General features: G+C 62.6%; 22 protein-coding genes and 1 pseudogene. 11 read left to right on the top strand and 12 right to left on the bottom strand.

The genetic code is table 11. The features are described from left to right. Nucleotides 1-42 precede the first annotated feature (42 nt). From ACERK3_07970 to ACERK3_07985, 4 genes are all read left to right on the top strand, one after another. Nucleotides 43-951 carry a sugar phosphate isomerase/epimerase family protein gene (locus ACERK3_07970; GenBank protein ID MFA9478231.1) on the top strand — a complete coding sequence of 303 codons (909 nt, stop codon included), beginning with the start codon at nucleotides 43-45 and terminating at the stop codon, nucleotides 949-951. A gap of 162 nt (nucleotides 952-1,113) precedes the next feature. Continuing rightward, entirely contained in the window at nucleotides 1,114-1,737 is a 624-nt protein-coding gene (locus tag ACERK3_07975; GenBank protein ID MFA9478232.1) for a DMT family transporter, read from the top strand. A gap of 79 nt (nucleotides 1,738-1,816) precedes the next feature. Beyond that, nucleotides 1,817-1,981 (top strand): hypothetical protein, encoded by a 165-nt coding sequence (locus tag ACERK3_07980; protein MFA9478233.1) that lies wholly within the window; start codon nucleotides 1,817-1,819, stop codon nucleotides 1,979-1,981. Nucleotides 1,982-2,001: 20 nt separating this feature from the next. Next, nucleotides 2,002-2,697: a hypothetical protein gene (locus ACERK3_07985; protein ID MFA9478234.1), complete on the top strand. Its 696-nt coding sequence runs from the start codon at nucleotides 2,002-2,004 to the stop codon at nucleotides 2,695-2,697. A 137-nt stretch (nucleotides 2,698-2,834) separates the two neighbouring features. Here the strand turns inward: ACERK3_07985 and ACERK3_07990 are convergent, their stop codons facing one another. Further along, complete coding sequence (locus ACERK3_07990) at nucleotides 2,835-2,981, bottom strand: hypothetical protein (protein ID MFA9478235.1); 147 nt, start codon at nucleotides 2,979-2,981, stop codon at nucleotides 2,835-2,837. A 137-nt stretch (nucleotides 2,982-3,118) separates the two neighbouring features. After that, nucleotides 3,119-3,568 carry a DUF4105 domain-containing protein gene (locus tag ACERK3_07995; GenBank protein ID MFA9478236.1) on the bottom strand — a complete coding sequence of 150 codons (450 nt, stop codon included), beginning with the start codon at nucleotides 3,566-3,568 and terminating at the stop codon, nucleotides 3,119-3,121. Here ACERK3_07995 and ACERK3_08000 point away from each other — a divergent pair. Further along, nucleotides 3,517-3,822, top strand: coding sequence for a hypothetical protein (locus ACERK3_08000; GenBank protein ID MFA9478237.1), 306 nt, complete (start codon nucleotides 3,517-3,519; stop codon nucleotides 3,820-3,822). The genes ACERK3_07995 and ACERK3_08000 overlap by 52 nt on opposite strands. 222 nt (nucleotides 3,823-4,044) lie before the next feature. Next, the gene (locus tag ACERK3_08005; GenBank protein MFA9478238.1) at nucleotides 4,045-4,545 is read left to right on the top strand and encodes a hypothetical protein; all 501 of its coding nucleotides are present in this window, start codon (nucleotides 4,045-4,047) and stop codon (nucleotides 4,543-4,545) included. Nucleotides 4,546-4,950: 405 nt separating this feature from the next. Here ACERK3_08005 and ACERK3_08010 read toward each other — a convergent pair whose 3' ends face one another. The 5 genes from ACERK3_08010 to ACERK3_08030 all read right to left on the bottom strand — a co-directional run bounded on the left by ACERK3_08010 (nucleotide 4,951) and on the right by ACERK3_08030 (nucleotide 9,352). Beyond that, a complete protein-coding gene (locus ACERK3_08010; protein MFA9478239.1) occupies nucleotides 4,951-5,142 on the bottom strand; it encodes a hypothetical protein in 192 nt (63 codons plus the stop codon). Between the two features lie 108 nt (nucleotides 5,143-5,250). Continuing rightward, the gene (locus ACERK3_08015) at nucleotides 5,251-6,069 is read right to left on the bottom strand and encodes a hypothetical protein (GenBank protein MFA9478240.1); all 819 of its coding nucleotides are present in this window, start codon (nucleotides 6,067-6,069) and stop codon (nucleotides 5,251-5,253) included. Between the two features lie 166 nt (nucleotides 6,070-6,235). Next, the gene (locus ACERK3_08020; GenBank protein MFA9478241.1) at nucleotides 6,236-6,484 is read right to left on the bottom strand and encodes a hypothetical protein; all 249 of its coding nucleotides are present in this window, start codon (nucleotides 6,482-6,484) and stop codon (nucleotides 6,236-6,238) included. Nucleotides 6,485-6,534: 50 nt separating this feature from the next. Further along, on the bottom strand, nucleotides 6,535-7,791 hold the full coding sequence (locus ACERK3_08025; GenBank protein MFA9478242.1) for a DUF418 domain-containing protein: 1,257 nt from the start codon (nucleotides 7,789-7,791) through the stop codon (nucleotides 6,535-6,537). Nucleotides 7,792-7,843: 52 nt separating this feature from the next. Continuing rightward, nucleotides 7,844-9,352: an AAA family ATPase gene (locus ACERK3_08030; GenBank protein MFA9478243.1), complete on the bottom strand. Its 1,509-nt coding sequence runs from the start codon at nucleotides 9,350-9,352 to the stop codon at nucleotides 7,844-7,846. 185 nt (nucleotides 9,353-9,537) lie between these two features. Here ACERK3_08030 and ACERK3_08035 point away from each other — a divergent pair, with 185 nt between their 5' ends. The 3 genes from ACERK3_08035 to ACERK3_08045 all read left to right on the top strand — a co-directional run bounded on the left by ACERK3_08035 (nucleotide 9,538) and on the right by ACERK3_08045 (nucleotide 11,312). Further along, the gene (locus ACERK3_08035) at nucleotides 9,538-10,218 is read left to right on the top strand and encodes an SOS response-associated peptidase (GenBank protein MFA9478244.1); all 681 of its coding nucleotides are present in this window, start codon (nucleotides 9,538-9,540) and stop codon (nucleotides 10,216-10,218) included. Continuing rightward, nucleotides 10,218-10,448, top strand: a complete 231-nt coding sequence (locus ACERK3_08040; protein MFA9478245.1) for a hypothetical protein — start codon at nucleotides 10,218-10,220, stop codon at nucleotides 10,446-10,448. Before ACERK3_08035 ends, ACERK3_08040 begins: the two co-directional genes overlap by 1 nt. Before the next feature lie 363 nt (nucleotides 10,449-10,811). Beyond that, the gene (locus ACERK3_08045) at nucleotides 10,812-11,312 is read left to right on the top strand and encodes a hypothetical protein (protein MFA9478246.1); all 501 of its coding nucleotides are present in this window, start codon (nucleotides 10,812-10,814) and stop codon (nucleotides 11,310-11,312) included. Here the strand turns inward: ACERK3_08045 and ACERK3_08050 are convergent. Next, nucleotides 11,276-11,999 (bottom strand): annotated as a pseudogene (locus ACERK3_08050) (integrase core domain-containing protein). The gene ACERK3_08045 and the pseudogene ACERK3_08050 overlap by 37 nt on opposite strands. Here ACERK3_08050 and ACERK3_08055 point away from each other — a divergent pair. Next, nucleotides 12,000-12,716: an ABC transporter ATP-binding protein gene (locus tag ACERK3_08055; protein MFA9478247.1), complete on the top strand. Its 717-nt coding sequence runs from the start codon at nucleotides 12,000-12,002 to the stop codon at nucleotides 12,714-12,716. It abuts the pseudogene before it with no gap. Continuing rightward, nucleotides 12,709-13,773, top strand: coding sequence for an ABC transporter ATP-binding protein (locus tag ACERK3_08060; GenBank protein MFA9478248.1), 1,065 nt, complete (start codon nucleotides 12,709-12,711; stop codon nucleotides 13,771-13,773). Before ACERK3_08055 ends, ACERK3_08060 begins: the two co-directional genes overlap by 8 nt. 271 nt (nucleotides 13,774-14,044) lie before the next feature. On the opposite strand, the gene ACERK3_08065 is transcribed toward ACERK3_08060, so the two are convergent. From ACERK3_08065 to ACERK3_08080, 4 genes are all read right to left on the bottom strand, one after another. After that, nucleotides 14,045-15,061, bottom strand: a complete 1,017-nt coding sequence (locus ACERK3_08065) for a C-terminal binding protein (protein MFA9478249.1) — start codon at nucleotides 15,059-15,061, stop codon at nucleotides 14,045-14,047. Nucleotides 15,062-15,251: 190 nt separating this feature from the next. After that, on the bottom strand, nucleotides 15,252-15,908 hold the full coding sequence (locus ACERK3_08070; GenBank protein MFA9478250.1) for an RraA family protein: 657 nt from the start codon (nucleotides 15,906-15,908) through the stop codon (nucleotides 15,252-15,254). A 171-nt stretch (nucleotides 15,909-16,079) separates the two neighbouring features. Further along, nucleotides 16,080-17,144 carry a Gfo/Idh/MocA family protein gene (locus ACERK3_08075; protein ID MFA9478251.1) on the bottom strand — a complete coding sequence of 355 codons (1,065 nt, stop codon included), beginning with the start codon at nucleotides 17,142-17,144 and terminating at the stop codon, nucleotides 16,080-16,082. A gap of 6 nt (nucleotides 17,145-17,150) precedes the next feature. Further along, nucleotides 17,151-17,933: a hypothetical protein gene (locus ACERK3_08080; GenBank protein MFA9478252.1), complete on the bottom strand. Its 783-nt coding sequence runs from the start codon at nucleotides 17,931-17,933 to the stop codon at nucleotides 17,151-17,153. Nucleotides 17,934-18,006: the final 73 nt, after the last annotated feature.

Genomic DNA, 18,006 nt, shown 5'->3' on the forward strand with positions numbered 1-18,006 from the left:
GCAAATTTTTACGCCACAGATTTTAGATCACGGACAATGAACATGGATGACAATCGCATCGAGCATCAGGACATCCGAATCGGCACCATGGCCGGCAAGGCTGAAAAGACTGCTGACTACATCCGCCAGATCGCCCCGCACGGCTTCGAGTGCTTCCAAATCAACTTCAAGCAAAACCTGCCCAAGGGGCTGACGCTGCCGAAGCTTGCCAAACAAATTCAAGCTGTTCTTGAGCAGAGCAGCAGCGGCGCGATCATCAGCAGCCTCGGCGTTTTCGGCAACCCCATTGAGGACGCCGACACGCGCAAGTCTTTTGAAAAGTGCATTGATCACGCGCACCGCTTCGGCACCGATCTGGTCTGCGGCTTCACCGGTACCATCACCGGCCAAAGCGTGCCCGATGCCATACCTGCTTTCAAAAAGGTCTGGTCCAAGCTCGCCAAGCGCGCCGCGGACAAGGGGGTGCGGATCGCCTTTGAAAATTGTCCTATGCGCGGTACCTGGCAGAGCACGCGGTGGAACCTCGCTTTCAACCCCGCTGCATGGGAGTTGATGTTTGATGCGGTTCCGGCCGAAAACATGGGCCTGGAGTGGGAACCCTGCCACCAGATGGGCCAACTCATCGACCCGCTACCACAACTGCGGAAGTGGATCGATAAGGTCTTTCACATCCACGGCAAAGACGCAACCGTCTTGCATGATATCGTCGCCAAGCGCGGCATTCTCAGTGGCGACAGGTTTTTCTACCACCGTGCGCCCGGCTTCGGCGATACCAACTGGGCTGACGTGATCTCTATTCTTCGCATGCACGGCTACCGCGGCGCGATCGATATCGAGGGCTGGCACGATCCGGTCTATTGCGGCGATCTGGAGATGACTGGCCAGGTCCATGCCCTGCGCCATCTTCAACACTGCCGCGGCGGTACGTATGTGGTCGAACCTAAGGTGTGATGAACCGAAAGTGCTGTTGGAGCAATCGCCCGGCGCGGCGAATACGATTCCGCCGCGGCCTATACACACACGACGCGCGTATGGCGGCGTGGATCCAAGGAGGTACAGACATGTTCGGTCTTTGGGGCCACCGCGCCCAGTCGGGGCAGGCACTTCCAGGCGGTGCGGACGGGCTCGGTGGCGGCGGGCATGCTGGGGCTGTTCACATTCCCGGTGATGCTCACGTTCCTGGAACCGCTGGTGTTCCGCGAGCCGTTGCGGCGGTGGTCGATCGTGCACGGACTGGTCGTGCTGGCCGGGATCGCCCTCGTGGTTCCGGAGTTGAGTCTGGCCAATGCCGAGACGGCCGGACTGGCGTGGGGCCTGCTTTCGGCGGTGCTGTATGCGGCACGCAATCTGATGAACCGGCGGTTCGTCCACAGCGATGGCTCGTTGCCGGTGATGTTCTGGCAGGTACTGGTGGCGGCGGTGGTGCTCAGCCCCGCGTGGCTGTGGCCTGTTGAGGCCAACCTGCCGGCGGACCTGCTCTGGCTGGTCGTGCTGGGCGTGGTGTGCACGGCCGGGGCGCACACGCTGTTCATCGCGAGTTTTCGACACTTTCGAGTCGCGACCGCTTCGATCATTCTCACGCTCGAACTGCTCTACGCGGTGCTGCTCGCGATCCCGATTTTCGGCGAGTGGCCAAGGTGGCAAACCTGGCTGGGCGGCGCAATCATGCTCACGACGATCGCGCACGAGTCGTACCGCCATCGCAGTGTGGCTCCGAAAGCAGCTGATGCCACATGACTGGCGAAGTCGTCGCGAAACCGAGGTAAACTGTTGCTGCCAACTCGCTCCACGTCGACGAACGATGCAGGATCAGCCCATGAATCAGTCACACCACAAACCGCCACAGCGGCCCCGCAGTGATGCGTCATGCCGTGACAACGATCGGCCGCACTGCCCCGTCTGTGGCAGCCCGGGCGTGGAGAAGAAACAGAAATGGTTCTGCCAGCGCTGCGGCCTGCTGTTGGCGACCTGCTGCAATTGAATCGCCAAGGGGGAAGCTGGATGACCGACACCGCCAGCGACCGCGACGCCCGCCCCACCACCGTCCGCCATCTGCGCCGGCGCTGGAAGCCGATCAAAGAGCATCTGCACGCTGAGCAGAAGAACCACCCCACCAACATCCGCTTCCATCGGGCGTGCAGTTGGCTGCAACGGGTGGAGCAGATGGAGGGTGACGCCGACCTGGACCTGGTGCTCACCGGCCAGTGGATCGCCTTCAACGCCCTCTATGGTCAGTGGAACCCGGCCGCCGGCGAACCCCTGCCTGATCGTGAATGCTGGCGGCGCTTTCTCGATCGCGAGCTGGCGATGGATGCGAACGGCCGACTCGCTGACATCCTCACCGAGCACAAGCGGCTGGTACTGGCCATCCTCGACGACGCCTACCTCGAAAATTATTTCTGGAAAGAACCTTCGCCCCGGAAGGCGACCCAGACGACCAAAGGACGTCGGCAGGCGGCGACGTGGTATCTGGAGCAGCGATGGGCTCTGGTACTCGAACAGGTGGTCGAACGGATCTACCTGCTGCGCTGCCAGCTGCTGCACGGGGCGGCTACGTACAACAGCAAGCTCAACCGCACCTCGATGCGACGCTGCACCACCATGCTCGGCCACCTGCTGCCGGCGCTCATGGAGGTGTGGATCGACCACGGGGCCGAGGAAGACTGGGGGCCGATGTGCTACCCGCCGCAGGGGTAGGCGTGCCCCGTAGCGTGATTGCGGAATCGAGAATTCGTGTGCTGCCTCACCTTGTGTTCGTCATGGCGGCGCAGCATCATGCCACAGCTATCGGTCCCTCACGGAAGGCGACCGATCCGGCCAACTTCATCACCCTATCACGGTTCCATCGCCTGGGGATGCTCGAAAAGCAGCGACTGCAACCTGCCCTCGTCGATGAAGCGGTCCTCGAAGGCGACCCGGTCGAGGATCCGTGTGTGACCGTCACGTACCAACAGTGGTGCGGTGAGTTGTCGTTTGCGCATGCACCTTGTTCCCAGGGGTGGCTTGTCCGACCGTCATTGCATTCTCGGCCGAGGGCTACGTCAACAGTCGACCCGCCTGCGACGTGGCCGTGACGAGACAGCACGATGACATTCGGTTCCTGAATACCTCGGACGAGTCAATCGACTTGTCGTATCTGTCGCGCCCAGTTTATGGCATCGTCATCCGCCGGGAGCGTACTACGCCCGTTGATGCGATAACGTTCGCCTAGCTCCGCCAGCGTAAGTTCATCCGCATCAGCGATCCAGCCGCGGGCGAGCGAGAGGCGATCACTGTAGCCAGGCAACAGGATGCGCCAGTCCCATCGCCGCGTCGGCTCGTTGATGGTGCGCAGGTGCCACGCCAGGTTGGTGGCACAGGTGCTGTGCAGCGTGCGGTAGAACGCCGGGCTCTCAGCCAGTGTCTCGGCGCGCTCGAGCATGCTCGTCAGCAGCACCCGCGCCTGCGCGGGATTGACGGCCATGGGATAGATATGCACGTCGTTGCCGCGCACATTCGCCCGTGGATCGCATGGGCGTGTCCGCCCAGCGCGGGCATCCCGCCCACCAGGGCATAGTCTACGCGGCACCGCTCGAAGGCGGGTCGCTTGATGCTCATGTGGCGTCGATCGAAGCCGAGGGTGGCGTGGTCAGCCGTCAACCGGTCGACGTCGACGGCCACGCCGCCATCGAACTGCTGACCCAAGGCACCTTCCACGTATACGATCTCTACATCGCACGCGGCGACGAAGTCGTGATCGTCAGCTTCCGCACGGAGCCCGAAGCGTTCGACGATCAGCTTGCGGCGTTTCGCGCAGCGGGGCGGTCTGTCCGGTTTCAGTGACACGCCACAAACACATAAATGCGGTCTGCTTCTGCTCGCATCGCAGCCGCTTGCCGTCAGCGCAATGTCATCAACTTGTTCAGATCGCCATCATTCACATCACCGGCCGCTCGACCTATCCTGTGTGCCGGATTGGATTGAACGGGACGTACGTCGGGTCGAGCTGAGCGAGCTGAATGTCAACGACGGGCACCTTGCAAGGCATCAGAGTCAGGCAGCCAGATGATCATCCGACTCACCCAGAATCTGAACACCAAAATCAAGGCAGGCCCCATATCGGCCTCGCCGCTGGACGACAACCCGTATGCCGACTGGTCGGCTCGGCTGTTCACGGCAGATCGTGCCCAGTACATCCTGATCTGCAATACGCGGTCGTTCTATTCGACGGTGATGTTTGGCCGCGGCATCACCAGCGACCACCAGTTTATTGAACGGACACTGAGCAGCATCCGCGAGTTCATGCAGGACGATGGCCTTCAGTTCATCCACCGCCAGTTCGTCGCGCCCACCTGCGGCACCGTGCGGTTCTGCAAGGCGCTCAACCGCAGGGCCACCGGCTCCATGAACGAACTGGTCGCCACCGCCAGAATCCTGCTCGTCGAGAACGAATGCTCGCCGCACGAAGTGGGTTTCAAGCTCAATGACATGCTGTTGTCGGCATTGGGTAGCGGTGCAGCTCATGATTACGGCAAGCCGCGTGAGGCATTCACGCGGATGAGCTGATGCCGTCGACTACTCGCAGGCCGGGCAGGGCCACTGACTCGACGGCTGGGATGAATTGTCAAGGCAGATCGGATCCACGTGCCGATAGCGCCCCCATGAGACTCAGCCGGCAACTGCACTTCGCGAATGAACTCACCCCTCCGGCGTATGCGGTCCCGCTGGTACTCGCCCTGCTGCTCGCCGCCCAAGGCTGCGAGCCCGGCCATAGCAAGCAGGGAGGTCCATCAGCCGGGTCGGAATCCGCGGTGCTCCAGGAGGCTCGATCGCATTTCACCTATCGCAACGAGCTCATCCATCCGGGCGTGGTGCAGTCATTTCATAACTGGATATCCGACCATGACCGCTCAATTATCGTGGGCGTCGACGTGGCCGCTGCTTACGGCACGAACCAGTACGCTGATCCCGTCACCATCGCACATGCGCTTCACGACCGGTGGCCCACCCGCGCTTCGCCACCAGGTAGCCGTCGGGATGTCGCTCGATCCCACCGACCTCCATCATCATTTCCAGAGCATTGCCCAACTGCTCGCCCCGCCGACGGTCGCGGAGGCTGGCGGAGTCCTCAATCGCATCGAGTGCCCCTCGCTCCAACAGCACGGCATACGCGCCGGCCCGCTCGGCCCGGGGGCATGATGAGGAGCCTCAAACCCGTTGCTCAAGCACTCAAGTTGCACAAGGCTGTCGTGGTGGGCTTTGGGGGCAATATCATGCCAGCAGATCGACGGATGCTTCGACGGCGGCGGCAGGCGGATCAACGTCCTCTGCTGGCTCCGTCTCGTGCTGAAGCTTGAACATCTGCTGGTACTGCGCGAGGAACTTGTTGTAGGCCGTGCCTTGGCCGTTCGGCTCGGACAGCGGTGGAAGGGCTTCCATCGGGTTGGCGGGAGCCGCTTGCAGCTTCTCGATCAGGTCGCCGAGCGCGGCGTCCAACTCTGACAGCCAGGTCGCCATGGGGTCTGCGTCGGCGTGGGCAACGTCATCGGCAGGTGTCTCGGTCGGCCCGGCCTCGGTCTCGGTCTCGGTCAGCAGGGCTTCGCGCAGCGTTTCGATCACGGCTTGCCGGCTCACCTGCAGCGCATCGAGGCGTTCGCCCGATTCGGCGTCCGCGTCAGGGGGAAGGTTCGCAAGCTGCTGCTCGAAGTTCGACACGGCCTGCTGTGCCGGCTCAGTTGACGCAACCTCTTCTGGCAGCTCATCGAGCTTGTCGTGCAGCGTCGCCAGCATGTTCTCTGCCGTGGACGCGATGTCCGCCTGCTGCTCCGCTGCGGCAGACTTGGTGAAGTGGTCGGCAAAGTTCATCCGCAAACGCACATCGGCCACGCCTTTGAAATGCCCCTCGCGGAGCAGGCGCACCACGCCGGGCTCGCGATCGTCGCCACCGGCTTCGCTTGTCGCGACGCGCTCGGTGGATTCAGCCGGCGGTGACGCCTTGCCCTGCTGCGGCCCGCCGGCTCGACCCAACTGCGGCCCGGGGCGATCATACTGGGGAGCGAAGGGCGTTTGGCCAACGGACGTAACAGACATGGGCAGCGTTCCTGCGTGTAGTGGCAATACCGATCGGTATGGATTAAATCGGTCTTTCTCCGCAACCAATGCCAGTTAACAGGCCAGGCCCGATAATGATCTCCAATAACCTCCGCCTGTGACACCGCCGTCTGGCTTGCCGGGCATCCGTTCAGGACCGCGGGTATCAAGGCGGTCCGCGAAGCGATTCGTCACGATGCAACTGCTCCCACAACCCGCAATCCAGTATCGCAGGCAACGTGCGCAGCAGCACCGTGCTGCGCGTGCCGAAGGATCGGCCATGGCCCAGCGCGGTCATGAAGCGGCAGGCCCCCTCGCCCATGGCCTGAGCCGTCGCCAGCAGTGTCGGCAGGGCCATCGTCAGGTTGCTTGCTCCAAGCAGAATGATGCGCCGTCTTTGCATTTCGCTGGTCATACGCGGATTCTTTTGCAGCTTGACGCGAAACGCAAACCTTTCGCGGCCTGTCACAGGTTCGCTACGCGCCGCATCGGCTGTCGCCGCCGGTAGGTCATCGACCGCCACAGCCACTCCATCGGGCCGAAGCGGTAACGCCTCACCCACCACAGCGACAGCGCGATCTGGATGCTCCATACCACCAGCACGAGACCGAGCTGGCCGAGGCGCGTGATGTCGCCGAAGGCCCCCAGCCCGTGGCCGTAGAAGATGAAGGTGCACAGCAGCGACTGGAACAGGTAGTTGCTCAGCGCCGTCTGCCCCACCGCCGACAGCGCCTGGCGTACGCGCGACAGCCACTGGTGACGCACGAGCAGCACCGCCGCGGCGATCCACCCGCCGGCCACAAGCAGGCTGCCCCAATAGTTGAACTGCATGCCGACGAACGGCCAGGTCGCATCCCAGCCGCGCTGCATGTTGTGCATGACGCCGAGACCGATGACGGGCAGGCCGACGAGCACGGCCAGCCCGAGGGCAAGGTGATACGTCCATGCCGACGCCTGCCCCGTCAGCCAGCCGGCCTTGTACAGCGCCATGCCGAGGCACATCAGCCCGCTGATCGCCCAGAAGCTGTGGAAGACGAGCACGAACGTCTGAAGGTACAAGGCCATCATCGCCCGGTGCGGCATCTGCGCCAGCCACCCGGCGTTGTAGACCTGGTACTCCCACCGGGCCTCCTCGATCGCGGCCGGGCCCCAGTCGTGTTCGAGCCCTGCGATCGCCTCGTCGGGCCAGTGCGACAGGGTCATGCCCAGCGCGCCCCAGCAGGTGGCCGGGATGGCGATCGCCACAAGCCCGATGCCGACCAGCGCCGCCGGCGGCAGCCGCCACACCAGGTAGGCCGCCGCCCCGCACAGTGCCAGCGTCAGCAGGATATCACCGTACCAGATCAGGTAAGCATGCAGCAGGCCGAACAGCGCCAGCCACGCCATCCGCCGGTAGTGAAGTCCGGCCGCGGAAAGCCCCTTGGCCTGTTGCCGCTCAGCCATCAGCACGATGCCCGCGCCGAACAGCAGCGAAAAGATGGTGACGAACTTCTGATCCGCCAGCAGATGGCTGGCCAGCCAGACGGCGAAGTTGGCACCCGTGAAATCGCCCCAGGCGGTGGGCACGATGTAGGCGAAGCTGGGCATCGCGAAGCTCTGGATGTTCAATACCAGGATGCCCAGAATCGCCATGCCGCGAAGCACGTCGAGCGTTTGGTTCCGCTCGCCGGCGAGCACAGGCTCCGGGCGTTGCTCACCCGGCGACATGATGGGATCCGTCATTGCTCCCCGGCTCATCGGCAAGCTCCACCCGCACAGCGCGGCTTGTTCCTGTTCAGTCCGCCGGCACGCACCGGCCGTCGGCCCACTGACGCAAACTGTTGACCTTCTCCGCCATCGTTACCGACAGCGGCGGCGAGGCTTTTGCCACGGCCACGATGCCCGCCGTGTCGAGTTCCTTCTTCGCACTGAACGCTTCGTGCAGCGCTGCCTGCACGGCTTGCTCGATCTCCGCGCCGCTGAATCCCTCTGTCGCGGCCGCGAGCGCATCGAGGGCGAACGCCTCCGGGTCGCGATTGCGCTTGCGCAGATGAATCGCGAAAATCTGCTTCCGCACGGCCGCCCCCGGCAAGTCCACGAAAAACACCTCGTCGAACCGCCCTTTGCGCAGCAGCTCCGGCGGCAGCGCTTCGATGTCGTTAGCGGTCGCAACCATGAATACGGGGGCTTCGTGATCCTGCATCCACGTCAGCAGTGAGCCGAACATCCGTTGGCTGAGCCCACCGTCGGCCGAGCGGGACGCGGCGCTGGCGAAGCCCTTTTCAATCTCGTCAATCCACAGCACGATCGGAGCCATCGCTTCGGCTTGTGCCAGCGCGTCGCGCAGTCGCCGCTCCGACTCGCCAATGAACCGGTCGTAGAGCGCGCCGGGGTCCATGCGCAGCAGCGGCCACTGCCAGGCAGTAGCGATCGCCTTGGCGCACATGCTCTTGCCTGCCCCCTGCACGCCGAGCATAAGCACACCACGGGCCGGGCTGATGCCGAACTGCTTCGCCTTCTCGTCATGCGCCCCCTGCCGCTGCTTGAGCCACCGCTTGAGCCGACGCAGGCCGCCAACTTCGTCGAGGCTCATCGGCGACTCGACATACTCCAGCAGCCCGCTGCCGCCGATGGTGCGCCGCTTGGCGGCGAGCACATGGTTGATGTCGTCGGCGGTGAACTGGCGATCTTCCGTCACCGCATCACGGATGACCTGCTCGGCCTGCCGGCGTGTCAGGCCGCGCAGGTTTTTGACCATCGTGCGCAGCTCGCCGCGCGTGATGTTGATTTTCACCGGCCGCTGGCGGTGCAGTTCACGCAATGTGGCGCGCACCACTTCCTCCAGTTCGGTCACGCCGGGCAATGCCAACTCGAACGGCGTGGCATGGGCCGACACCACCGCCGGCCATTCGCTCGCATGGTCGATCAGCACCAGCGTGTTGCCGTCAACGAGGAACTTTTCGATCGTCTCACGCAGCAGGCGCAGCGTCTTGGCATCTTTGAGGTGCTCGGAAACATCCAGCAGCACGCCCATGAATCGGCCGGTCTTCTGTTGCAGGTGGTACAGCGCGGCCGCGGGGTGTTCGGTGTCGCGCACGTGGTCCTGGTTGTCACCAAGCAGGCCGTGGTGCACGCCGCGGACATGGCTCCACACCCACGGGTCCAGCCCGCGGTCGATCCCGACCTGGCGGACGAGCGTCATCGCTTCGTCTTCCTCGAATGTCGAGATCACGATGCACGGATGATTCGCCTGGATGAGCTGGCCAAGACGAGCGTGGTCCGACTGGCTGACGTGGTCCGACACATGGCCCCCCTTCGTGAAAATTATGATCGACCGCGGGCACGGGTGGTGGGCGGCATGAGCACGCCGACCCGCAGACCCCTTCGTCAGTTTACCGACACATGGTCGAATCCACACCGTCATGGTGTGACGTGGCAGGTAAACTGATCACCGAGCTTCGGTTCACACCGTTCCTATGATGTACGAACATGTGCGGACGTTACACCCTTCACACTTCGCCGCAGCGGATTGCCGAGCTGTTTGATGCGCAGTTGGCCGTGGGCTTGGCGGACTTTGTGCCGCGGTACAACATCGCGCCCACAACGCCGGCCCCGGTGGTGCGGATGGCGGACGTGGGCCGGGTGATCGAATTGATGCGATGGGGCCTGATTCCGCACTGGTCGCGGGAGCCGAGCACGAAGTTCGCTACCTTCAACGCCCGCAGTGAAGACGCGGCGGAGAAGGCCAGCTATCGCGGACCGATGCGGTATCGCCGCTGTCTCGTGCCGGTGGACGGCTTCTACGAGTGGCGCAAGCGAGATCGCGGCCCGAAGCAGCCCTACCTGTTCCGCATGGCGGATGATCAGCCATTTGCCCTCGCCGGGCTGTGGGACGTCTGGCAGGATGAACTGCAGAGCTTCAGTGTGCTGACGACGAAGGCGAACACGCTGATGGCGACGATTCACGACCGGATGCCGGTGATCGTGGACCCGGCCGATCACGCCCGCTGGCTCGATCCGGGCCTGCAGGATCCCGACGCTGTCGCGGACGTGCTCAAGCCCTTTCCGTCGGAGCTGATGCTGGCCACGCCCGTGACGACCTACGTGAGCAACGCCCGCAACGAGGGGCCACGTTGCATTGAGCCGGTGGAACCGACCATCTTCGATTGATGCCCGCCCTGCCCGCCTGTTGCACTTCGGAATTGAATCCACCTTCGGGCGAGCCGGTGAAGCATGTGCCGTGGTGCGAGCCGCCCCTGACCGTGCTGGTGCATTTGGCAAAGCGTGGCCAGGTGGCGGACGAAGGGACTTCGGGGCAAGCGGGGCAGGTGATCTGGATCGGCAGGTGTGTCTGGCCCTACCCGCCGATGCTGGGGCAGGGCGCGGAAGGGTCCTGCTGAGTCGCTCGCTGTTCGTTGATGCACCGGGGGCGGCCGAGCGGCTGTGGGCGGCGGATCTGACAGCGCGAAGCCCGGCAGTAGCGGTGGTGGTCGTGGACGGACAGGCCTTGGACATGGCGGCGACGCGTCGGCTCCAACTGGCGGCGCAGGCGGGGGCGGCGCTGGTGCTGGTGGCCCGGCCGGCGAATGAGCAGGCGAAGCTGTCGGCGGCGGGGACGCGATGGACGGTGAGACCGGCCGTGTCACCTGCGACAGCGGTGGCGGGCGGCGCAGCGGATCATCGAACAACTCACCGTCCTGCATCATCGGCGTCAGCACGAGCTGGACGAGCGGCTTGCTTATGCCGGCCAGCGCCTCGATGACATGCGGTCGCTCAGCCGCAAGCTGGCCCGCGCCCGCCAGCACGGGCTGCACGGGGCGCGACGCCGGGTCCAGCAGCGACTGCCCGTCACCGTCAACGAACTGACGCACCTGCTCGGTGAGGTGTCGTCGGCGTTGAGCCGCAGCGCCACCCCACCACCCGTTCCGACGATGCGGCAACTGCTCGATGCGTTCGAGCAGCTCGATGACGAGTTCGGCGAATTGACCCTCGACGACAAGAGCAAGCACGTGTCGGTAACCACGGAGACGATCGTGCTCGAAGGGGTCGAGCTGGGCCGGTTTGAGATCCGGCTGTACCTCGATGAACTGTCGAGCCTCAGCGGCCCGCGTCCCTATGAGGTGCTGGCGCTCGAGCCCAACCCGCCGGCGGGCGATTGGAAGGGGGTAAAGCGCTGCACGCTGAGCGGCAACGCACCACTGACCTGCCCCCATGGTTTGTACTACCTCTATGTTAGTCGAACGGTTGCTCCGAGGGGATGCTGAGCCGGACGGAGCGCAGCGGAGTCCGGCTCAGCAATGAGCCATGCCTCCGGGGCTGGTGGGCGGTAGCCCAGTGACGAATGCGGCCGAACCGTGTTGTAATGCACCCGCCAACGCTCAATCAGCACCTTCGCCTCGTACAACGTGTCGAACACCTCACGCTCCAGCAACTCATCCGCGAGCTTGCCATTGAACGACTCGATATAGCCGTACTCCCACCCCCGGAAGTGGCCTGCCCGGCTCGATGAACAGCGTCTTCACGCCCACACGTTTGAGCCAGCGACGTACCGTCTTCGCCGTGAACTCGCTGTCGTTGTCTGAACGAATATGATCCGGCACGCTACGCGTCGCCATCAGCCACGCCAGTCCAACACATCGACCGCTTCACGCTTCTGGCGCGGGCTCAGAAGTTTCCCTCCGCTACCTCCTGCAACATCTGCTTGTCCAGGCTCAAGTCCGCCACCAACTTCTTGAGCCGCCCCCGGAAGCGTTCTCCTTCTCCAGTTCCTTCAGCCGCTTCGCCTGATCCAGCTTCATCCCGCCGTACTCTTTCCGCCAGCGGTAATACGTCTGCTCCGAGACTTCTTCACGACGAGCCGCCTGCTCAGCCGTCATGCCCGAGTTGATGTGAACTTCGATTGCACGAAGCTTGCCGATGATCTGTTCCGCCGTGTAACGCTTCCTGGCCATGTGAATCCTGCCTTTCCCAAATGCGCCCAGCATTGCGAAATCCTCGCATATTTCCTGGACTGGTTATTCGGGGGCAGGTCACAAGCACGTGAGCGCGTGATCGAATTACTACGGTTGGTCGGCATCCCCGATCCGGCATCACGAGCGAATGACTATCCGTTTCAGTTGTCCGGCGGGATGCGACAGCGTGCAATGATTGCGATGGCGTTGGCCGCGAATCCGGCGTTGCTGATTGCCGACAAACCGACAACGGCGCTTGATGTGACCGTCCAGGCCCAGGTACTCAAGCTGATCAAGCGACTTCAACGCGAGCGCGGTATTGCGCTGATGTTGATTACGCATGACCTTGGCGTGGTTGCCCATATGGTCGACTACGTCTATGTGATGTATCTCGGTCGAGTGGTAGAACAGGGTCCGGTCAAAGCGATCTTCGATCGGCCACACCATCCATACACAAAGGCACTGCTGAACTCGGTGCCGTCTCTTACGCAAACGCGGGAGACGCTGGCTTCCATTCGAGGCACCGTACCCGACTCCGGCAATCCTCCGTCGGGTTGTCCATTTCACAACCGATGTGAAGAAGTGATCGGTGACGTTTGCTGGCAGGAATCGCCACGCCATTATCAGGTGGGCATGGATCATCAAGCCAGTTGTTTTAAATACCGGCCATCCGACACATCGGACTGCGCTGAAAGAGAGACGCCCGGTCATGAATGAGATGCCAGATGACCTGATCCTTCAGGTGAGCAATCTGCGAAAGGCATTCCCTGTACGACGCGGGCTATTGCGGCGCGAGGTTGGGACGATTCGAGCGGTTGACGACGTCAGCTTCAGCATTCATCGTGGCACGACTTTTGGGTTGGTCGGCGAGAGTGGCTGCGGCAAAACCACCACCAGCCGTATGATTGTTCGCGCCATCGACCCAACCGCGGGCGGTATCTACTTCCGCCGTCCAAGTGGGCAGGTTGTCGATCTGGCTACGCTGTCCGGCCGTGCATTGAAAGCAGTGCGCGGTGAGATTCAGTTGGTATTTCAGGACCCCTACTCATCGTTGAACCCGCGTATGCCGGTATCCGAGCTTATCGCCGAACCGCTTCGGGCGCATGGATGGAAGCGTCGGGACCGCGACCGGCGTGTAGAAGAATTGATGCAACTTGTTGGCCTCGATCCTCGATTCGCCCAGCGATTTCCCCATGCGTTTTCAGGTGGGCAGCGCCAGCGCATTGGCATCGCCCGTGCGTTGGCGCTTCAACCGTCGCTGGTTGTCGCGGACGAACCAGTGTCGGCGCTGGATGTATCTGTTCAGGCGCAGATTCTGAACCTGTTGAAACGTCTACGCGAGGAAGTTGGCCTCACGCTCCTTTTCGTAGCCCACGACTTAAGTGTCATTCGACAGCTTTGCGATGAAGTAGCTGTGATGTACAAAGGGCGCATTGTCGAATGGGCTGAAAAGGAGGCTCTGTTCGAACACCCCCGTCACCCCTACACGCATGCCCTGCTAAAAGCTGTTCCGGCACCTGATCCACACGCTGCATGGCTGGATGAAATGGATGAGCACACCAGCACCGCCGCGAACGATGTAGCCGAGGCGACCGGCGCGGCCGACGCCGAGCATATCGGATGCCCGTTTGCTCCCCGTTGCCCCCACGCGACAACACGTTGCCGTGAACAGCAACCGCCGCTGACCCTTCAGCAGGCGAATGCCAGCCAGCCCCACTACGCCGCCTGTCACCATGCCGACACGATCATGCACAATACAGCGGTAACGCAGTAGACCATTCGGTACGTCCTCGAAACGTATTAACTTGCTTCCTGAATCGAGGCTTAAGGCCATGGCGACGAACGATAGCGTTGCAGCGCCTCGACCTGGTTGAGCGTGTTGCCGATCGCCGCGCATGACCGAGACATTCGATGGGTAATGGAACGCGAACCGTGCGCCTGCGCTCCGCGATAGCGCGAGGCAGGCCGAAGCGAAGGCCTGACAATCGCCGTGCCGCGCGGTGTGGCCACCGCGAGATCAATAAACGCGTCTTTACTGAAGCGAGTCAATCCCGTTCGCGAAGCGGCCAACGCGGTTGTACGTGGTTGACATAAGAACGAGGCCAGCGGAACTGAGCAAGGTCTGCTAACGCTTCCACGGAAAACTGCCAGAGGCGCTGGCCAATTGCCTCGTCAAACGCGGCCACGTGCGGTGTGACAACGACATTGCTCATATTCAGTAGCGGGTTGCCCGGATCAATCGGCTCCGGATCGGTCACATCCAAGCCTGCACCGGCGATCCTGCCTTCATCCAGCGCCTCGATCAGCGCCCGCTCGTCCACGATCTCGCCGCGGGCGGTGTTGATCAAAATGGCGGAGCTTTGCATCTTCCGTAGAGCCGACTCGTTAATCAGGTGATGCGTCTTATCGTTCAAGGGGCAATGAAGTGATATGTAATCGGACTGCTCCAGAAGTTGATCGAACGGCACCGATTCGACGCCGTGCGCCTGCATGTCGCTGGCCGGGATCGCCGGGTCGAACGCCAGCAGTTGGGGCCGAAAACCTGACAGGCGGTTGGCGACCAGTTTGGCGATGTGGCCGAAGCCCACCAAACCCACCATCTTGCCGACCAACGAACGCTGGGGTCGAGGAGCTTTGCTTGCATCGTCCTTCGACCGCAGCGCCACGGCGTTTTGCACGATCTGTCGGCCCACGGCCAGCATCAACCCCACCGCAAATTCCGCAACCGGCTCTGCGGTGGCTTCGGGCGTGTTGACCACCAGGATGTTGTGCCTTGTCGCCGCCTCCAGCGGTATGTTGTCCGTCCCGCTGCCCGAACGAAGTATCGCTCCGCATTGCTTCAAATCCGGCAATGCTTCTTCGATCACCTCACGCCAACTGGCCGGGGTGTGCTCGTGGTGTGTTCCATAGCTCCAGATCACGTCCGCATCATGAGCCAGACGCACGATCGCACCGCTATTCGGGCATTGATCGCCAACACACGTCACCCCCGCCTCTGTCAGGGCGGATATCACCCACGCGGGAACAGCGGATTGCGCATGAGTAATTAAAGCTACTTTCATGGTGTGCATCACCGTCCTGTGTCTATGCGTGGTGCGGGCTGTTGCTAGTGATTGCCGTTGCAAACCACGCCATTCAGTCAGCCGAAGCCGTCACTAATCTTTGCAAGGCCACAGGCCACGCCCGTATAGCAACGGCATCACACCCCGCTGGTCGCTGAACAAGCGCAGTCGAACCATACCCGGCAAACCGCTATTCAGTGTGCAGCGACGCTGCCGCCTTCTCGCAAGCGGTCCCCAGATCGCAGCCTGCTTTCAGGTGCCGGGCGATGGCGGCCTCTTTCGCCTTAACCTGCGCAGTCGCCCTGGCCACCGGTTCCACAACATCGGCAGGCACGGCAGTGACGCCGCTTTCATCCGCCACGATCCAATCTCCCGGGTTCACCACGACGCGGCCGCAGGCGATCGGCGTCTGCCACTGTCCGACCTTGTCATGCGTGCCGCTCCGCGGACAGACGTAGCGCGCAAACATGGGGAAGCCCAATGCGTCAATGTCGGCGATATCACGCACCGCGCCATCCACCACCACGCCGGCAATGCCACGCTGCTGCGCCCGCATCGACATCAGTTCGCCCATGATGATCACGTCCGGCCGACCCCCTGCATCAACGACCAGCACATCGCCCGCGCTGGCCTGCTCAATCGCCCGGCCCAGCGCCCATGTGGCGCCAGGGTAGGTGCGAACAGTGTAAGCAGGCCCAGCCACCTTCATCCCCGGAGCGACAGCGTGTATGCCGGCATCCATGCATTGAAACGGATAGCCTTCGCCCCGCAACGCGTCGCCGGTCGCGGCGCTACCCCATGCAATCCAGTCAGCGGCAGCGGATCGAGTCTGAGTTACATCAGTCATAATGATTCCTATATACATCACCAAAAGCGGCGTGTCATTCAGCACGTGAAATACGAAGTACATTCGTTCGGCTTGCTGCAAAACCGCGCTGCATCTCGCGACGCAGGTATGAACAAGGGCTCCGCCCCACGTGCCCTGGCGATTTAACGCTCGTTCGCCACGCCGCCATGTTCATACCCCGACCATCCCTGGCGCCGTCGCGGGGAATCGCGTCCCCACCGCACGTTCGTTGGCGGCTTCCGCGATGACCTGTGCGTTCAGCCCCGCTTCGCCAAGCGGCAGGTCCGGCGGACAAGTGCCGCTTTCCAGATAACTCGCAAGATCATCCACCAGTCGGCCGATCGCGATGTCGTGGATCGGGTACTCCGCCGCCACCTGCTCTTCGCCGTCGTTGTCGTAAAGCGTCGCCAGGTACGTGCCGGTGGCGTGCGCCTTCATCGACGGCGAGTCGATGGTCAGGCTGATCACGCCTTCGGTGCCCACCACTGTCAACAGATCCTGGCGCGGCCGCGGCTTGATGCCCGCGGCATAGCCCAGGCTCGCGTTGATGGTCACCAATGTGCCGATGTCCAGCCGACCGAGAATCGCAATGTGCGGCGCGAGCAGTCGCTCTTCTTCGCCCAGCCAGGCGCCCATCGCCTCCATGCTCGCCCATTGCCCGCTGCCGCAAAGATGATGAACGAGATCGATCTTGTGAATGCCGCAATCCAGCCCACCCGCGCGGTCCATCAGTCGGGCCCGCCGCTCGGCCACAGGGCCGGTCCGCTTGTGGCCGTCCCAGAAGTCCTGCACATGAATCGCTTCGACGCGGCCGATTCGACCATCGCCGATCCACTGGCGAATCCGCTGGTGGTGACGGTGGTAGCGCGTTTCAAAATTCACCACCAGCAGCCGACCCGCCCGCTCCGCCGCCTCGATCATCGTGCGACAGTCGTCCGCGGTGGGCGCCATCGGCTTTTCGCAAACCACATGCAGACCCGCCGACAGGGCCGCCAGCACCTGTTCGAGGTGCGCTTCCTGCAAGGTCGCGATATAGACCGCATCGAGGCGCTGCTCGACGAGCATTTGCTTGTAGTCCGTATAGACGGCACAGCCCATCGCCTTCGCGGACGCAAGGTTGTCCGCATGCAGGTCTGCCACGGCACACAGCTTCACACGCCCGGCATGCTTAAGCAGGCCCGGCATGACGGCTTTGCGTCCATGATGGCCGCAACCGATCAGGGCAAATCGCAACATACTGTCTTACTCCTCTGAGTCCGCTTGCCGGATTTCGAAGTTGTCGACTTCCATGTGGGCGTACGAGGTGTAGATGCCGACATACCCCGCTTCGTTCCGGTCCTCTGGATCGATGTAGTCGATCACCAGTTCGTCATCGATGTAGACCTTGTGGCGGTTACCGGTGAATTCCACCCGCAGCGACACGGTATCGGGATTGACGTCCGAAACGTCTGCGGTCATCAGAACATCCGGGCCGTACCGCAGGATCACGTCGTGGAGGCCATCTTGCCACTGGCTCTTCACGTTGACCCGGAAGGCTTTCAAGCCTCGGAAATTCATCGCATCGTCGAGCGTCGCGGCACGATAGCTGATGCCCTGACGACGTGTGAGCGATCGTTCGGGGCTCCCGATGTCCTTGATGTCGAGGCTGAAGATGCCATCATCCAGCGTGAAATCTTCGAGCGCGACGCCCGCATTGTTCTCGGTTTTGCCGGGCCCGTACTCGATCCGGAGCCGCTCCCCTGTCACCGTGATCTTGTCATCGCGATCTTCCCGTTCGACCCACGTGGCGTTGCCGTCGGACGTCGTCCCGACGGTGTTCGAGGTGCGGTTGAAGTCGTCCTGCACCAGAATCTCTGCCTGAGCCGCGCTTGCGCTCAAGCCTGCTGCCACCACGGCGGCGCACGCGACCGACTTCCACATGCTGCACGTCATTGCACCATTCATCTCAAGACCCTTTAAAACGTGGATACCAGGAATCAGGCAATCCAATACCGTCATCGACTGCCCGGCTGCATACGCTGTCATTCCCTGAATATCGAACCCACAAAAATGCCCGGGCTACCTCGCCTTCCCCCCAAGGTCGAAGGTGGCCCGGGCA

The sequence above is a fragment of the Phycisphaerales bacterium AB-hyl4 genome, from assembly GCA_041821185.1.
GTDB classification, from domain to species: domain Bacteria; phylum Planctomycetota; class Phycisphaerae; order Phycisphaerales; family Phycisphaeraceae; genus Natronomicrosphaera; species Natronomicrosphaera hydrolytica.

Excerpts from the sequence above, each read along its gene's own strand:
- ACERK3_08020 (MFA9478241.1), bottom strand. The coding sequence starts at position 6,484 with ATGACCAGCGAAATGCAAAGACGGCGCATCATTCTGCTTGGAGCAAGC.
- ACERK3_07980 (MFA9478233.1), top strand. The coding sequence starts at position 1,817 with ATGAATCAGTCACACCACAAACCGCCACAGCGGCCCCGCAGTGATGCG.
- ACERK3_08040 (MFA9478245.1), top strand. The coding sequence starts at position 10,218 with ATGCCCGCCCTGCCCGCCTGTTGCACTTCGGAATTGAATCCACCTTCG.
- ACERK3_08005 (MFA9478238.1), top strand. The coding sequence starts at position 4,045 with ATGATCATCCGACTCACCCAGAATCTGAACACCAAAATCAAGGCAGGC.
- ACERK3_07985 (MFA9478234.1), top strand. The coding sequence starts at position 2,002 with ATGACCGACACCGCCAGCGACCGCGACGCCCGCCCCACCACCGTCCGC.
- ACERK3_08075 (MFA9478251.1), bottom strand. The coding sequence starts at position 17,144 with ATGTTGCGATTTGCCCTGATCGGTTGCGGCCATCATGGACGCAAAGCC.
- ACERK3_08065 (MFA9478249.1), bottom strand. The coding sequence starts at position 15,061 with ATGAAAGTAGCTTTAATTACTCATGCGCAATCCGCTGTTCCCGCGTGG.
- ACERK3_07970 (MFA9478231.1), top strand. The coding sequence starts at position 43 with ATGGATGACAATCGCATCGAGCATCAGGACATCCGAATCGGCACCATG.
- ACERK3_08015 (MFA9478240.1), bottom strand. The coding sequence starts at position 6,069 with ATGTCTGTTACGTCCGTTGGCCAAACGCCCTTCGCTCCCCAGTATGAT.
- ACERK3_08070 (MFA9478250.1), bottom strand. The coding sequence starts at position 15,908 with ATGACTGATGTAACTCAGACTCGATCCGCTGCCGCTGACTGGATTGCA.
- ACERK3_08035 (MFA9478244.1), top strand. The coding sequence starts at position 9,538 with ATGTGCGGACGTTACACCCTTCACACTTCGCCGCAGCGGATTGCCGAG.
- ACERK3_07990 (MFA9478235.1), bottom strand. The coding sequence starts at position 2,981 with ATGCGCAAACGACAACTCACCGCACCACTGTTGGTACGTGACGGTCAC.
- ACERK3_08025 (MFA9478242.1), bottom strand. The coding sequence starts at position 7,791 with ATGACGGATCCCATCATGTCGCCGGGTGAGCAACGCCCGGAGCCTGTG.
- ACERK3_08060 (MFA9478248.1), top strand. The coding sequence starts at position 12,709 with ATGAATGAGATGCCAGATGACCTGATCCTTCAGGTGAGCAATCTGCGA.
- ACERK3_08080 (MFA9478252.1), bottom strand. The coding sequence starts at position 17,933 with ATGACAGCGTATGCAGCCGGGCAGTCGATGACGGTATTGGATTGCCTG.
- ACERK3_08045 (MFA9478246.1), top strand. The coding sequence starts at position 10,812 with ATGCGGTCGCTCAGCCGCAAGCTGGCCCGCGCCCGCCAGCACGGGCTG.